12 protein-coding genes are annotated in these 14,830 nt (G+C 67.2%); 8 read left to right on the forward strand and 4 right to left on the reverse strand.

Going from position 1 to position 14,830, the window contains the following annotated elements:
• Positions 1 to 19: 19 nt before the first annotated feature.
• The 3 genes from PSA7680_RS04970 to PSA7680_RS04980 all read right to left on the reverse strand — a co-directional run bounded on the left by PSA7680_RS04970 (position 20) and on the right by PSA7680_RS04980 (position 1,747).
• A complete protein-coding gene (locus PSA7680_RS04970; RefSeq protein WP_139838557.1) occupies positions 20 to 460 on the reverse strand; it encodes a hypothetical protein in 441 nt (146 codons plus the stop codon).
• A 43-nt stretch (positions 461 to 503) separates the two neighbouring features.
• Entirely contained in the window at positions 504 to 1,058 is a 555-nt protein-coding gene (locus tag PSA7680_RS04975) for an ActR/PrrA/RegA family redox response regulator transcription factor (RefSeq protein WP_085867662.1), read from the reverse strand.
• Positions 1,059 to 1,126: 68 nt separating this feature from the next.
• A complete protein-coding gene (locus PSA7680_RS04980) occupies positions 1,127 to 1,747 on the reverse strand; it encodes an SCO family protein (protein ID WP_085867566.1) in 621 nt (206 codons plus the stop codon).
• A gap of 97 nt (positions 1,748 to 1,844) precedes the next feature.
• Between PSA7680_RS04980 and regB the strand changes: the two genes are divergently transcribed.
• From regB to trxA, 8 genes are all read left to right on the forward strand, one after another.
• The gene (gene regB, locus PSA7680_RS04985) at positions 1,845 to 3,236 is read left to right on the forward strand and encodes a sensor histidine kinase RegB (RefSeq protein ID WP_085867567.1); all 1,392 of its coding nucleotides are present in this window, start codon (positions 1,845 to 1,847) and stop codon (positions 3,234 to 3,236) included.
• A 96-nt stretch (positions 3,237 to 3,332) separates the two neighbouring features.
• Entirely contained in the window at positions 3,333 to 4,940 is a 1,608-nt protein-coding gene (locus tag PSA7680_RS04990; protein WP_085867568.1) for a PAS-domain containing protein, read from the forward strand.
• 40 nt (positions 4,941 to 4,980) lie between these two features.
• Positions 4,981 to 5,454: a tRNA (adenosine(37)-N6)-threonylcarbamoyltransferase complex ATPase subunit type 1 TsaE gene (gene tsaE / locus PSA7680_RS04995; protein WP_085867569.1), complete on the forward strand. Its 474-nt coding sequence runs from the start codon at positions 4,981 to 4,983 to the stop codon at positions 5,452 to 5,454.
• Entirely contained in the window at positions 5,447 to 6,466 is a 1,020-nt protein-coding gene (locus PSA7680_RS05000) for an aminoglycoside phosphotransferase family protein (protein ID WP_085867570.1), read from the forward strand. Before tsaE ends, PSA7680_RS05000 begins: the two co-directional genes overlap by 8 nt.
• 14 nt (positions 6,467 to 6,480) lie before the next feature.
• Positions 6,481 to 7,152 carry a nucleotidyltransferase family protein gene (locus PSA7680_RS05005; protein WP_245824442.1) on the forward strand — a complete coding sequence of 224 codons (672 nt, stop codon included), beginning with the start codon at positions 6,481 to 6,483 and terminating at the stop codon, positions 7,150 to 7,152.
• Entirely contained in the window at positions 7,145 to 10,063 is a 2,919-nt protein-coding gene (gene addB / locus PSA7680_RS05010; RefSeq protein ID WP_085867572.1) for a double-strand break repair protein AddB, read from the forward strand. Before PSA7680_RS05005 ends, addB begins: the two co-directional genes overlap by 8 nt.
• On the forward strand, positions 10,060 to 13,443 hold the full coding sequence (gene addA / locus PSA7680_RS05015) for a double-strand break repair helicase AddA (RefSeq protein WP_085867573.1): 3,384 nt from the start codon (positions 10,060 to 10,062) through the stop codon (positions 13,441 to 13,443). Before addB ends, addA begins: the two co-directional genes overlap by 4 nt.
• A 62-nt stretch (positions 13,444 to 13,505) precedes the next feature.
• Positions 13,506 to 13,826, forward strand: coding sequence for a thioredoxin (gene trxA, locus PSA7680_RS05020; protein ID WP_085867574.1), 321 nt, complete (start codon positions 13,506 to 13,508; stop codon positions 13,824 to 13,826).
• An 88-nt stretch (positions 13,827 to 13,914) separates the two neighbouring features.
• Here the strand turns inward: trxA and PSA7680_RS05025 are convergent, their stop codons facing one another.
• Entirely contained in the window at positions 13,915 to 14,826 is a 912-nt protein-coding gene (locus PSA7680_RS05025; protein WP_139838558.1) for a hypothetical protein, read from the reverse strand.
• Between the last annotated feature and the right edge of the window lie 4 nt (positions 14,827 to 14,830).

Below are 14,830 nucleotides of genomic sequence, written 5' to 3' on the forward strand. Positions count from 1 at the left end.
GCCCCGTGGGGCAAAACATCTACTCCAAGGGACAGCTTTCCCCGGCGTTGATCGCGGTCAGACCGGATGCGTCGGCTTCGAACACGTAAGGCCCGGTGGCCGCCGGGACGGGCTGACCCGGCGCATACCCATCGACGGTGGCCAAGGACGTTCCGCGCCCCGGCTCCAGCCGCCAGCCATGCAGCCCTTCGCGCAGGAAATACAGCGTCAGCCCGTTGGCCCAGCGCTGTGCCGCGCCTGCGCCATTGCTGCAAGGGATACGGGCCCGGGGCTGTGCGCCGACGAGGCGGCTCACGGCCGCCACGGTGCCGGCTTCCGCGCGGCCGAAATCGATCCGCAGGGCGGAGCCGATGGGTTGCAGGTGGTCCGGGGCCAATGCAAGGCCCGCCGCTGCATTGGCCACAGAGGCCGGCGCCTGCGGCGCTGGGCCGGTGTTGCAGGCGGCCAGCAAGAGGGCCACGCCTGCAACCATCTGAAAACGAGGCAGCAAGAGGCCCTCAGCCCTAGCGCGGGCTGCGCTTGGCAAGAATGCGCTGAAGCGTCCGGCGGTGCATGTTCAGGCGGCGCGCCGTTTCGCTGACGTTCCTGTCGCACAGCTCGTAGACGCGCTGGATGTGCTCCCAACGCACGCGGTCGGCCGACATCGGGTTCTCCGGCGGCGGCGGCAGATCGCCGGCGGGGGCAAGCAGCGCGGCCGTCACGTCATTGGCGTCGGCGGGCTTGGAAAGGTAATCCATCGCGCCGATCTTCACCGCGGCCACGGCCGTAGCGATGGCGCCGTATCCGGTGAGCACCACGACGCGGCAGTCGGGCCGGGTTTCACGAAGGGTCTCCACCACTTCGAGCCCGGAACCGTCTTCGAGGCGAAGATCCACCACCGCATAGGCCGGAGGGCGGGCGGTGGCGTAGGCCCGGCCGGCGGCCACGGAGCCTGCCGTCTCCACGGCGAAGCCGCGCTTCTCCATCGCTCTCGCAAGCCGCTTCAGAAACGGTTCCTCATCGTCGACAAGGAGCAGCGTGTTGTCCTCGCCGATCTCCTCCAGCTCGCGGTCGGCCATGGTCATCCCTTCGCTAAACCTTCGCTATGCCTTTGTTTAGGGCGAAGGCCCCATGGCGTCAAACCACGCTAGCCCGCATTGACGAAACAGGCCACGCTTTCAGCCATTTCCGCTGCGCCCATGTCACGGTTGAAGAATTCCACGAAGCCATGTTCGGGAAGCATCAGGTAGGTGAAGGTGGAGTGATCCACGAGGTAGTAGTCGTCCTCGCTCTCCTGCTTGCGGTAATACGTCTTGTAGGCTTGGGAGGCGGCTTTCACCTGTTCGGGCGTGCCGGTGAGCGCCACCAGTTTCTCGTGGATGATCTCGCCGTATTCCTTCATCACCTCCGGCGTGTCCCGCTCGGGATCGATGGAGATGAAGACGGGAGTGGCCGAGATGCCTTTCTCGGCCAGCAGGTCCACCACCTCGGCGTTGCGGACGTTGTCCAGCGGGCAGACATCGGGGCAGAAGGTGTAGCCGAAGTACACCAGCGTCGGCTCGGTGATGACATCCGCCTCCGTCACGGTTTCACCCTCGCCGTTCACCAGCGTGAAGGGGCCGCCGATCGCCCCCGCGCCGCCCGCAATCTTGGTGGTCCGGCAGGCCGCGAACACATCGTCGCTGCGCTGGCCTGAGGTGACGAACCAGAGAACGCCGAGCATGGCGATCACGATTGCGGCCGCAACAATGGCGTAAAGGCGCGTCATGGCTTTTTCCTTCCTGAGTTTCGGGCGCATTGATCGCGCTCCGGGCAGGGATTAACAATTGTGCAGGTTGACGCATTCACGAAGGCGCGAGCAGCACATGTCCGACAGCACCTCTGCCCTGTTCAGCGCCTCCCAGCGCAGCGGATGGATCCGGCTGCGCACGTTGATCGTGCTGCGCTGGGTCGCCATCGCCGGGCAGGTCGGCGCCATCTACGTGGCCCGCCGCGTGTACGACGTTCAATTGGAACTGGGGCTCTGCTACGTGGTGATCGGCGCGGCCATCATCGCCAACCTCGTGGCCACCTTCGTCTATCCCGAAACCAAGCGCCTCACCGACAGGCAGAGTTTCGCGCTGCTGCTGTTCGACATCTGCCAGCTTTCCGCGCTGATCTACCTGACAGGCGGGCTGAACAACCCCTTCGCACTGCTCATCATGGCACCGGTCACCGTATCGGCCACGGTGCTGACGATGCGCTCGACGCTGCTTCTGGGCATCGTCGCCCTCTCGGCAATCACCTTCGTGGCGGTGTTTCACCTCCCGCTGCGCACCACGCTGGGCGAGATCTACGAACTGCCCGATCTCTTCATCTTCGGCTTCTGGCTCGCCATCGTGATCGGCACCGTCTTTCTCGGCGTCTATGCCCGCCGCGTGACCGGCGAGATCCACAGCATGTCCCAGGCGCTGCTCGCCACGCAGATGGCGCTGGCCCGCGAGCAGAAACTCACCGATCTCGGGGGGGTCGTGGCCGCCGCCGCCCACGAACTGGGAACGCCGCTTGCGACGATCAAACTCGTCAGCAGCGAGATGATGGATGAACTCGAACCCGGCACCCATCTCATGGAAGACGCGGAGCTGATCCGGGATCAGGCCGATCGCTGCCGCGAGATCCTGCGCTCCATGGGCCGGGCCGGCAAGGACGACAAGCATCTCAAGCGCGCGCCGCTGGAGACGGTGATCCACGAGGCCGCGGAGCCGCACCTGGATCGCGGCAAGGAGATCTCCTTCACGCTGGTGTCCGACGAGCCGGCCGATGCCCAGCCCATGGTCATGCGGTATCCGGAGTTCGTGCATGGCATCCGAAACCTCGTGCAGAACGCCGTGGATTTCGCCGACAGCCGCGTCTGGGTCGAGATCGGCTGGACGAACGAGAAGATCTCCGTGCGCATCGTGGACAACGGCCCAGGCTTCCCGGAGCAGCTGATCGGCCGCATCGGGGATCCCTTCGTCCGCCGGCGCAGTGGCGAAAGGGAGAAGGCGAAACGGCCCGAGTACGAAGGGATGGGCCTCGGGCTCTTCATCGCCAAGACCCTGCTGGAGCGCACCGGCGCCAGCCTGAGCTTCGCCAACGGATCGGATCCGTTTCTGGAGGCGTCGGAACGGCCCGAGAAATCAGGCGCCATCGTCCAGGTGAGTTGGCCGAGAAGCGCGCTCGAAGGTGATCCGGCGCAATGGTCCGGGCCACTGGGGGAAAACCAGCGCTTCACCTGAGTGGCATTTCGGTCGGGTTTTCGGGCCGATCAGGGGTTAAACATCCGTTAACTATGGGTCGATAGCGTTGGCGGATAGTTCAACCGAAACGCCGCCATGGATCCCTCGCTTGCCCTTGCCACCGTCCTGCTCTCCGTTGCCGCCGCCGCGCTGACGACGCTTGCGCTCGGCCACTGGCCCCGGCGGCCGGGGCCCGCCGCCGATCCCGCCACGGAAGAAAGCGAAACAAGCTTCCTGTTCGAGGGTGCGCGGCTGGTGGATGCGTCCGGGCCTGCCTCCGGCCTGCTGGAAACCGCCGAGAAACGGGAAACCGATCTGCTGACGCTTGTCTGCGCCCTCAAGCCCCGCTTCCCCGGCCTTGATACGGTGTTCTCTCCGCAGAGCCCGGCCGAAGTGGCCGCAGCGGATGCGGAAGACGGCGGCGAGTCGCGCCACGTGTTCCCCGCCCACGCCCCTGAGGATCCCGCCCGGATCGAGCTGTGCCGGTGGGAAGAATTCATCCGGATCACGCTGTCCCAGCCGGTCGCGGAGCAGCCGGAAGACTGGGAGTGCGGCTTCCTGCGGCAGGAGAACCGCGCCTTGCGGCAGTTGCTCAACAAGTCGCCCTACCCCATCTGGCGGCAGACCTCGGGCGGCGAAATCACCTGGGCCAACGCGGCATACCTCGATCTCGCCGCGCAGCAGGCCGACATCCACCCGGAGGACGCGCGTGGTTGGCCCCCGGTGAGGCTCTTCTCCGACATCTCGCTGGACGACGGCACGCCGGAAGGCAAGGCCTGCCGTGTATCGCTGCGCCTCGTCGGGCGGAAGGAGGAAGCGTGGTTCGAGTGCCGAAGCTTCGCCGCCGGGAGGGAATCCCTGCATTACGCCGCCGACGCCTCCGCTACGGTGACGGCCCAGCGCAACCTCGAACACTTCGTCCAGACCCTCACCAAGACGTTCGCGCATCTGCCCATCGGCCTCGCCATTTTCGACCGCGGCCGCAGGCTGGCGCTGTTCAACCCGGCGATGGGCGATCTGACGGGGCTGCCTGCGGACTTTCTCAGCCAGCGGCCGACGCTGGACGCCGTTTTCGACCGCCTGCGCGAAAGCCGCATGTTGCCGGAACCCCGCAACTACGCGGAGTGGCGCCGCCGCATCACGCAGGCGGAAACGGAGTCCGCGAACGGCATCTACGAAGAAACCTGGTCGCTTCCCTCGGGGCGGACTTTCCGGCTCACCGGCCGCCCGCACCCGGACAACGCCATTGCCTTCCTGTTGGAAGACATCAGCACGGAAGTCTCTCTCACGCGCCACTTCCGCGCGGAGCTCGAAATCTCGCAATCCGTGCTGGATACCGTGGAGGATGCCATCGCCGTCTTTTCCGAGGGTGGGCGGCTTGCCTTCACCAACCGCGCCTTCGCGCAGCTCTGGTTCGGGGCCGACGAATGCGCGCTCTCGGAATTCACAATCTTCGAGGCCAGCCGGATCTGGCGCGAGCAATGCCATCCGACGCCCGTCTGGGGGGACCTGCGGGAGTTCGCCGCGGCGCCGACGAACCGCTCGGAATGGGAGGCCGACATCCGCATGGTCGACGGGCGCGCGCTGCGGATCGTCGTCTCGCCCCTGCCCGGCAATGCGACGCTCGTCCGCTTCCGGGCCGTGGATGCGGCCATCCCCTTCGTCAGCGCGCGTTTGAACGCCCGGCGAAGCCGCAGCGCCTGAAGCCGCTTGCGGGCGGGCGGGCGCCGGGTAATATCCGCCCATGAGCGATGCGCGACTTGCCCTTGATCTTCCCGATGCCGAAGCCGCCGCAGCCTTGGCCGAGCGCCTCGCGCCTTCGCTGGGCGGCGGCGACTGCCTGCTGCTTTCCGGGCCCGTCGGCGCCGGAAAGAGCCACTTCGCGCGCCACGTGATTCTCGCGCTCCTGCCGGAGCCGGAAGACGTCCCTTCGCCCACCTTCACGCTGGTCCAGACCTACGAAACACCGGCCTTCGACATCTGGCACTGCGATCTCTACCGCCTCTCCGGGCCGGAGGATGCCTTCGAACTGGGGCTGGACGACGCTTTCGACACCGCCCTCTGCCTTGTCGAATGGCCGGACAGGCTGGGCGCCTACATCCCGAGAAACGCGCTGGAGCTTCGGTTTTCCCACACCGCCGACGGCCGGGGCCGCCATCTTGAGATCCGGGGCGCGCGCAAACGCTGGTCCGGCGTTCTGGAGGCGCTGAATGGCTGAAACGCTCACCGAAACTGCGCGCCATTTCCTCGACGGCGCCGGATGGGGCGGCGCGCTGCACGAGCTGCTGCGCGGCGATGCCTCGGCACGCCGCTACCTGCGCCTGACGCGCCCGGACAGCGGAGACACAGCGATTCTCATGGTCTGCCCGCCGGGATCAGCATCGGAAATGGCGCGTTTTGCCCAGGTGGGCGCCCATCTGCGCGCCGTCGGCCTCTCCGCACCCGACATACTCGCGGAGGCAATGTCCGACGGGCTGATGCTGCTGGAGGATTTCGGCGACGCCTCCATGGCCGCATTCGTGGACAACGCGCCGGAAGCGGAACAAGCCATATACCTCAGCGCGACGAAAATTGTTCACTACCTGCACGCCGTGCCGCCGATGGAGGGGCTGCACCCATACGGCCCAGCCCAGATGGCGCCGCTCGTCGATCTGGCCTTCACCGATTACGCCGCTGCCACCGGCAAGGGCGATCCGGGCGCGCTTCCCGCGATCGAGGCCCTGCTGCGATCGGCCTTGCAAACCCTTGCACCCGACACCGACGTGATGATCCTGCGCGACTACCATGCCGAGAACCTCATGGTGCTGCCCGAGCGCAGCGGCGTGCGCGCGCTCGGGCTTCTCGATTTCCAGGATGCGCTGTCGGGCCACCGTGCCTACGATCTCGTCTCGCTGCTGGAGGATGCACGCCGCGACATCAGCGAGAGCACGCGCCTTGCCTGCATTTCCTGGTATGTCCACGAAAACGCACTGGATCCGGAGGCCTTCGAAGCCGCGCTCGCGGTTCAGGGCGCGCAGCGAAACCTGCGGATTCTCGGGGTCTTCGCGCGGCTTGCACGGGCACGTGGCAAGCCGGGCTACCTCGATCTGATGCCACGGGTCTGGGGCCATCTGCAGCGCGATCTCGACCATCCGGCCTTGGCGGATCTGCGCACGGCCGTGCTGGCCGCGATCCCTGCCCCCGAAGCCGACGTGATGGAAAGGCTGCGCCAGCAATGCCCAGCGCCTTGAATCCAAGCGCCCTTATGCTCTTTGCCGCCGGCTTCGGCACCCGGATGGGCGCGCTCACCGCCGATCGGCCCAAGCCGCTCGTGGAGGTCGCCGGCCGCCCGTTGATCGATCACGCTCTGGCCCTGCGCGATGATTTCGGGCCACTGCGCACCGTCGCCAATCTGCACTACCGGGGCGACCAACTGCGCCGGCATCTGCAAGGCCGCGACGTACTGTTTTCCGAAGAAACGCCGGAGATCCTCGAAACCGGCGGCGGCCTCCGCAAAGCCCTGCCGCTGCTTGCGTCCAACCCCGTATTCACCATGAACACCGACGCGGCCTGGACGGGCACCAACCCCCTGATCCAGCTCGCCGAAGCCTGGGACCCAGCGCGCATGGATGCCCTGTTGCTGCTGATCGCGCCCGAACGGGCACGCGGCCACGCCGGCGGCGGAGATTTCCTGATGGCACCTGATGGCTCGCTCAAGCGTGGGCCCGGCGCGATCTACAGCGGGGTGCAGATCCTGAAGACGGATCTGCTCGACTCGATCCCCGAGCCCGCCTTCAGCCTCAATCTCCTGTGGGATGCGATGCTGCGGCAGGGGCGCCTGCACGGGGTGATGCATGCAGGCGGCTGGTGCGACGTGGGGCGGCCAGAAAGCATCCCCCTAGCGGAAGCGATGCTGGCGGAGGCGGCCGATGTCTGACCCTGCCCTCTACGGTGTCCCGCCCGGCGTGGACTTTCCGAAAGCGCTGCGGGACGGCGTGCTGGCCCGTTTCGCGGCGGATGGGCCGGAGGCGCTGGCCCGCGTGCAGATCTTCGTGAACACGGCGCGGATGCAAAGGCGGCTGCGGGCGCTCTTCGCCGAAGGTGGCGCGCTTCTGCTGCCGCGCATCCGCCTGATCCAGGATCTGGGGCGTGGCCTGACGGACGCTCCGCTCCCGCCCGCGATCTCGCCGCTGCGGCGGCGGCTGGAACTGGCCCAGCTCATCACGCGCCTGATCGACGCCGAACCCGATCTCGCCCCGAAGACGAGCGCCTATGATCTCGCCGACAGCCTCGCCGCGCTCCTGGATGAAATGCACGGCGAGGGCGTGACGCCGGAAGATATCGCCGCGCTTGATGTCTCGGACCAATCCGGGCACTGGGCCCGCGCGTTGGAATTCATCAAGATCGTGCAGGCTTTCGTCGCCGAGGAAGGCGCGCCGGATGCCGAGGCCCGCCAGCGTATGGTGGTGGAGCGCCTGATCGCGCAATGGGCGCAGGAGCCGCCGCAAGATCCCATCCTGATCGCCGGCTCCACCGGCTCGCGCGGGGCGACCCACCTGCTCATGGCCGCAGTCGCCCGCCTGCCCCGCGGTGCCGTCATCCTGCCGGGCTTCGATTTCGATCTGCCGGCCCCGGTGTGGGAGAGCCTCGCGGATCCTCTGACCGGCGAGGATCACCCCCAGTTCCGCTATGGCAAACTGATGCGGACACTCGGGGTGGCGCCGGGCACGATCCACCCCTGGACGCCGGACCGCGCACCCTGCCCGCCCCGCAACGCGCTCCTGTCGCTCGCCCTACGGCCCGCGCCGGTGACGGATCAATGGATGAGCGAAGGCCGGCATCTTGAGGGCATCGGCGCGGCAACGGCAGAAATCACCTACGTGAACGCGCCATCTGCCCGCGCGGAGGCGCTGGCGATCGCCCTGCGCATGCGCGTGGCCGCCGAGACCGGGCAGAGCCTCGCGCTGATCACCCCCGACCGGATGCTCACCCGCCGCGTGACGGCGGCGCTGGACCGATGGCGGATCAAGGTGGACGACAGCGCCGGCTTTCCGTTGCATCTCTCCGCCCCGGGCCGGTTCCTGCGGCTTGTGTCGCGCCTCTACGGCCAGCGGCTCACCATCGAAGCGCTGCTGACGCTGCTCAAGCACCCGATCGCCCATTCCGCCAGCAACCGCGGGGCGCATCTGCTGCGCACAAGGGAGCTTGAGCTTTCCCTGCGGCGGCGGGGACCCGCGTTCCCGGATGCCGAAGCCCTCCTGAACTGGGGCCGAACACGCGAAGAAAAGGATCCCGGCGCGCTGGCATGGGCACAGTGGCTCGCCTCGGCCCTGCCCTTCGAAGAGACGCCCGTGACGCGGCCGCTTTCGGAATGGGTCGCGCGGCACATCGCCTGTGCCGAGGCGCTGGCTACCGGGCCCGAAGCGGCGGAAAGCGAGCTGTGGCGCGAGGCCGCTGGGCGCAAGGCCCGCGCGGTGGTGGACTCCCTCGTGCAGGACGCTGCATATGGCGGCGCGATGCCGCCCCACGAATATGCCGAGCTGTTCCGCGCCCTGCTCGCGGGCAGCGACGTGCGGGCGCCGGACGAGGATTTTCCCAACCTCATGATTCTCGGCACGCAGGAAGCGCGGGTGCAGGCCGCCGAATTTGTCATCCTCGCCGGGCTGAACGACGGGATCTGGCCGCCCACGCCGGCGCCGGATCCCTGGCTGAACCGCAAGATGCGTCACGATTCCGGCCTTTTGCTGCCCGAGCGGCGGATCGGCCTGTCGGCGCATGATTTCCAGATGGCCGCAGGGGCGAAGGAGATCTGGCTCACGCGCGCGGCACGCGACGCCGAAGCCGAAACCGTGCCGTCGCGCTGGCTCAACCGCCTCGTGAACCTGCTTTCCGGCCTGCGCGAGAAAGGCGGAGACGTGGCGCTTGCCGAGATGGAGGCCCGAGGCGCCGCGTGGCTCAGGATGGTCGAAGCGCTGGAACAGCCGGGCAAGGCTCCTCCGGCGCACAGGCCCTCTCCCCGCCCGCCCGTGGCGGCACGGCCCGATCGGTATTCCGTCACCCAGATCAAGACGCTGATCCGCGACCCCTACGCGATCTATGCGAAGAAGGTGCTCAATCTCTCCCCGGTGGACCCGCTGCGCCCCTCGCCGGACGCCCCGTTGCGCGGCACGGTGCTGCACGCGATTCTGGAAGCCTTCGTCAAAGCCGACGATCTTTCGGAGGGCGCCGAAGCGCGGCTGGTGGATACGGCCCGTACGGTTCTGGCGGAGAGCGTCCCCTGGCCCACGGCGCGCCGGCTCTGGCTGGCAAAGATCGCCCGTGTGGCGGATTGGTTCGTTGCGCAGGAGCGGAGCCGCCGGGCCGATTCTGCCTTCCTCAAGGCCGAGGTCACGGGCGAAGCGGCGATCGGAAAGACGGGCGTCAGACTGACGGCGCGGCTCGACAGGGTGGACACGGCGCAATCCGGCGCCCTGCGGCTCTATGACTACAAGACGGGCAATCCTCCCTCGAAGAAAGCCCAGGCCGCCTTCGACAAACAGCTTCTGCTGGAAGCCGCGATGATCGAACAAGGCGCCTTCCCCGACGTGCCGGCCGCCGAGGTGGAGCAAGCCGCCTACATCGGGCTGGGCGCCAGCCCGAAAGAGGTGCCGGCCCCACTGGAAGACGTCGCGAGCGGCAAGGTCTGGGCGGATCTCGAAGCGCTGATCCGGGCCTATTCCAGCCAAACACGCGGATTTACCGCGCGGCTTGCCCCGGAGCTTCTCGACTACGCGGGGGATTACGACCACCTCTCCCGCTACGGCGAGTGGGAGGATTCAGATGCCGCCAAACCGGAGGATCTGGCATGACACCGCGCGACGAGGCCACCGAACGCCAGGTCCAGGCCGCCGACCCCTTCGCCTCCACCTGGCTTTCTGCCAACGCCGGCTCGGGCAAGACGCGCGTGCTCACCGATCGCGTCGCGCGCCTGCTTCTGACCGGGGTGGAGCCCCAGCGCATTCTCTGCCTGACCTACACCAAGGCCGCCGCGAGCGAGATGCAGAACCGCCTGTTCCGCCGGCTCGGTGGATGGGCGATGAAGCCCGACGACGATCTGCGCACGGAATTGCGCGAGCTGGGCGAGGAGGGGGCGATCGATGCGGAGCATCTGAAGCGCGCGCGCCGGCTCTTCGCGCGCGCCATCGAAACGCCGGGCGGCCTGAAGATCCAGACGATCCACTCCTTCTGCGCATCCCTTTTGCGCCGCTTCCCGCTGGAAGCCGGGGTCTCGCCGCAGTTCACCGAGATGGACGACCGCACCGCCCAACATCTGCGTGAGCAGATCGTGGAGGAAATGGCCGACGGCCCGATGGCCGCCGTCGTGGATGCGCTTGCAGCCCACCACACAGGCGAAGACCTCGCGGCACTTACCCAGGAAATCTGCCAGCTTGCCGAAGGGTTCGGCACGGTGCCGGCGCTGGACGGGATTCTCGAAAGCTTCGGCCTGCCGGCCGGATTCGATGAAAACGCAGCTGTCGCCATGGCCTTCGATGGCAGCGAGGCCGATCTCTTCACGCGCCTTCTGCCGCTTCTGAAAGGGCAGTCCGCGACCTACCAGAAACTGGCCGATCGCCTCGCAAAGATCGATCTGGCCACGCCAGGACAGGCCGATCTCGACGCGCTCTGCGCCGAATTCCTCTACAAGAGCGGGGATCGAAAGGATCGCGCCAAGATCGGCAGCCTGCCGCAATCCAACCACAAGGCCGCGCGGGAAGTGCTTGCGCCCGTTCTGCCCGAACTCGACGCCTTCATGGAGCGCGTCGAGGCCGCGCGACATGCGCAATTCAGTCTCTATACCGCCCGGAAAACCTTTGCGCTCCACCAGTTCGCCGCCGTCTTCCTGCCCGAATACCACGCCCGGAAACAGGCGCGGGGGTGGCTCGACTTCGACGATCTCATCCAGAAGGCGCGCCAACTTCTGACCGATCCGCTCGTGGCGCAATGGGTCCTGTTCCGGCTTGATGGCGGCATCGATCACATCCTCGTGGACGAGGCGCAGGATACCTCGCCCGCGCAATGGAAGGTGATCGAAAGCCTCGCGCAGGAGTTCACGGCCGGCACCGGCGCGCGAGAGGACGTGGAGCGCACGATCTTCGTCGTGGGCGACAAGAAGCAATCCATCTATTCCTTCCAGGGTGCCGATCCGGGCGCTTTCGACAGGATGCGCGATCATTTCGCCAGCCGGATGGCGCCCACGGGGCGCGGGCTGCAATCCCTGCAGCTTCTGCATTCCTTCCGCTCCAGCCCCGCGGTGCTGCAGCTCGTGGACAGGGTTTTCGACGGCGACGCGGCCGAGGGTCTGGGTGACATCTCCCGCCATGTCGCCTTCAAGCGCGATCTTCCGGGGCGGGCGGATCTCTGGCCTCTGGTCGAGAAGACCGGGAAGCCCGAACCGGGCAACTGGTTCGATCCGGTGGACAAGCCCAGCGAAGATCACCACTCCGTCCGGCTCGCGCGCATGATCGCCGCGGAAATCCGGCGGATGATCGACGGCAAGGAGCCGCTCCCCGAGAGCGCGCGGGAAAGCCGCCCGGTCCGGCCCGGCGATTTCCTGATCCTCGTGCAGCGGCGCTCTCAGCTGTTCCACGAGATCATCCGCGCCTGCAAGGCCGAGGGGCTGGAGATCGCCGGGGCCGATCGCCTGAAAATCGGCGGAGAGCTGGCCGTTCGGGATCTGGTGGCGCTCTTGTCCTTCATCGCGCTGCCGGAAGACAACCTTTCGCTCGCAGCGGCCCTGCGATCGCCGCTTTTCGGCTGGAGCGAGCAGGATCTCTACACGCTCGCACAGGGCCGGGGCGCACGCACGCTCTGGCAGGCCCTGCGCGAAGCGCGGGATCGACACCCCGAAACGATGGCGGTTCTGGACGACCTGCGGCGCGAGGCGGATTTCCTGCGACCCTACGAGCTGATCGAACGTTGCCTGACGCGCCACGGCGGGCGCTACAAGCTGCTCTCGCGCCTCGGCGAGGAGGCGGAAGACGGGATCGACGCGCTGCTGGATCAGGCACTTGCCTATGAAAACACCGAGGTGCCCAGCCTCACCGGCTTCCTCGCGTGGCTGCAGGGCGAGGAGGTCGAGATCAAGCGCCAGCTCGACAGCGGCGGTAACAAGATCCGGGTAATGACGGTGCACGGCTCGAAGGGGCTTGAAGCGCCTATCGTGATCCTGCCCGACACCGCGAAACGCGATGTGCGGCTCCGGGACGACATCTACCTGTCGGACTCCGGCGTGCCGATGTGGAAGGTGGGCGGCATTGCCCAGCCCGCGCCCGTCGAAGCCGCGATGGAAGCGGAGAAGGCGGTGCAGCGCGCCGAGCGGATGCGGCTTCTCTACGTGGCGCTGACGCGGGCCGAGAAATGGCTGATCGTCTGCGCCGCCGGCGAACTGGGGGCCAACGCGGACAGCTGGTACGATCTGATCGCCGCCGGAATGGCCCGGGCCGGCGCGGTGGACACCATGTTTCCGCCGGGGCCGGGGCTGCGGCTTGAAACCGGTGCTTGGCCGGCAACATCCGATGGCGGGGCAGGGGAGCCGGCACCGGCGCTGCCGGAGCTGCCCGCATGGGCGCGCCAGACGGCAACCCCGCGCCCGGAAGCGAAAGCCGCAACGCTGTCGCCTTCCGATCTCGGCGGGGCCAAGGCGCTTGCCGGCAGTCTCCAGGACTGGGACGAGGACGCCGCCCTGATGCGCGGCACGGCGATTCACCTGCTGTTGGAGCATCTGCCGGGATACCCCGAATCCGCCTGGCCCGAGATCGCCGGGCGGCTGTTCGCCGCGGCGGAGCTGCCCACCGAGGGCATGGCCGACATGCTTTCGGAAGCCGCAGCCGTGATTTCCGCACCACATCTGGCACATCTCTTCGAGGCTGAAACATTGGCCGAGGTGGACCTCGTGGCCCCCGTCGCCGCCCTTGGCGGGCAGAGGATCAGCGGCACGGCGGACCGGCTGATCGTGACGCCCGAGCGCGTGACCGTGGTGGACTTCAAGACGAACCAACTGGTGCCAAAGGAAGAATCCGAAGTTCCGGAGGGGCTGCTGCGTCAGATGGGGGCCTACGTGGCCGCCCTGCAGGAGATCTTCCCAAGCCGCGAAATCAGCGCGGCGATCCTCTGGACGAAGACGGCGCAGCTGATGCCCCTCTCACACGAGGCCGTGATGGCGGCCCTCGGGCGCACCGCTACATCTTGACCTCCTCGGGCCACCTTCCTACGTTCCCTAGCCAACGCCAGATTTTTCCAGGAGGTACGCCCATGGCGACCGTAGCAGTCACCGACGAGACGTTCGACGCCGAAGTCCGCAATTCCAGCATCCCCGTCGTGGTGGATTTCTGGGCGGAGTGGTGCGGCCCTTGCAAACAGATCGGCCCGGCGCTCGAAGAGCTGTCGGCCGAGTATGACGGCAAGGTCAAGATCGTGAAAGTGAACGTGGACGAAAACCCGAACTCGCCGGCCCAGATGGGCGTGCGCGGCATTCCGGCCCTGTTCATGTTCAAGGACGGCCAGGTGGTGTCCAACAAGGTGGGCGCTGCGCCGAAAGCGGCTCTGCAAAGCTGGATCGAAGAAGCGATCTGAGGCTTTCCTGCCCGACGTGATCGAAAGGCGCCCTTCGGGGCGCCTTTTTTCATGCCTCCGGCGGGGTGTTTCCGGCCAATCGGTGGGGTCAGATGTCCCAGCCGCGGGCGCGCAGGGTGGCTAGGATCTTCTCTCTTGCCTCGGGGCGGCCCGCGTTGATCGACATGTCCTGCAGGAACCAGAACAGGTAGCGGTCGTAATCCGGTGAATGCGAGAGCACGCGGGCGAAGGCGCCCCGGGGATCGCGCGCCGCATCCAGCGCGATGTGGTGGAAATCGATCCGGGCGCATAGGATCGCGGGCTTGTGCAGGTAGTAGCCAAGAAAGGCGACGGAGGAATTCTCCGTGACGATGTAGTCGCAGGCCGGCAGCAGCCTGTCCATTTCGCCCGTGGTGATGGTGAGACGGGGGTGAGCGGCCGCCAGCCGCTCCAGCGCCGCGATCTCCTCCGAGGTGTAGATCTCGCGCGGGTGGAGAGCGGCGACAACCGGGCGGGCCGGATCCTGCTGAAGCACCATCTCGATCATGTCGATCGGCCGGAAGCTCTGGAAACTGCGGTGATCAAGCAGCCGCCCTTGCAGCGGCACGTAGACGAAGCCGCCCGAAAGGGGGGCCGCCTGGGTTGCGAACAGCGTCTTGCGCCAGCGATCTGCGAAAGATTTGGCCTGAACAGGGTCGATTTCGGCGGGATTGAACGGCGTCTGCGCAACGGTCCATTCCCAGCGTTTCTCCGAGCGTTCGATCTGCCAGAACGGGTAGTGATAAACCCGGCGGAAGGTGAGGGCGCGGCCGTGGAAGGGCGGCTCCATGTGGAAGAGCGCATAGCCCTTGCGGGCCGCGGACTTCAGGCGCTCGCGCTCCGTGGCGGGGCGGAACTCAACCTGGAATCCCCGGTCTTCCACCGCCTCCTGCACGAGACGCAGGAAGTTGTGCGTGCCGGCCTTTGCCGCCGCGCGCATGCCGGGTTCGAGGTAGACGCGAAGACGCTTTGCCACTGCCATGGAG

Source organism: Pseudoruegeria aquimaris, assembly GCF_900172235.1.
Lineage (GTDB): Bacteria > Pseudomonadota > Alphaproteobacteria > Rhodobacterales > Rhodobacteraceae > Pseudoruegeria > Pseudoruegeria aquimaris.

Bases quoted from the DNA above. Each gene is read 5' to 3' on its own strand.
- regB (WP_085867567.1), top strand. From the start codon at position 1,845: ATGTCCGACAGCACCTCTGCCCTGTTCAGCGCCTCCCAGCGCAGCGGA.
- PSA7680_RS04975 (WP_085867662.1), bottom strand. From the start codon at position 1,058: ATGGCCGACCGCGAGCTGGAGGAGATCGGCGAGGACAACACGCTGCTC.
- tsaE (WP_085867569.1), top strand. From the start codon at position 4,981: ATGAGCGATGCGCGACTTGCCCTTGATCTTCCCGATGCCGAAGCCGCC.
- PSA7680_RS04990 (WP_085867568.1), top strand. From the start codon at position 3,333: ATGGATCCCTCGCTTGCCCTTGCCACCGTCCTGCTCTCCGTTGCCGCC.
- PSA7680_RS05000 (WP_085867570.1), top strand. From the start codon at position 5,447: ATGGCTGAAACGCTCACCGAAACTGCGCGCCATTTCCTCGACGGCGCC.
- PSA7680_RS04980 (WP_085867566.1), bottom strand. From the start codon at position 1,747: ATGACGCGCCTTTACGCCATTGTTGCGGCCGCAATCGTGATCGCCATG.
- trxA (WP_085867574.1), top strand. From the start codon at position 13,506: ATGGCGACCGTAGCAGTCACCGACGAGACGTTCGACGCCGAAGTCCGC.
- PSA7680_RS05025 (WP_139838558.1), bottom strand. From the start codon at position 14,826: ATGGCAGTGGCAAAGCGTCTTCGCGTCTACCTCGAACCCGGCATGCGC.
- addB (WP_085867572.1), top strand. From the start codon at position 7,145: ATGTCTGACCCTGCCCTCTACGGTGTCCCGCCCGGCGTGGACTTTCCG.
- addA (WP_085867573.1), top strand. From the start codon at position 10,060: ATGACACCGCGCGACGAGGCCACCGAACGCCAGGTCCAGGCCGCCGAC.
- PSA7680_RS05005 (WP_245824442.1), top strand. From the start codon at position 6,481: ATGCTCTTTGCCGCCGGCTTCGGCACCCGGATGGGCGCGCTCACCGCC.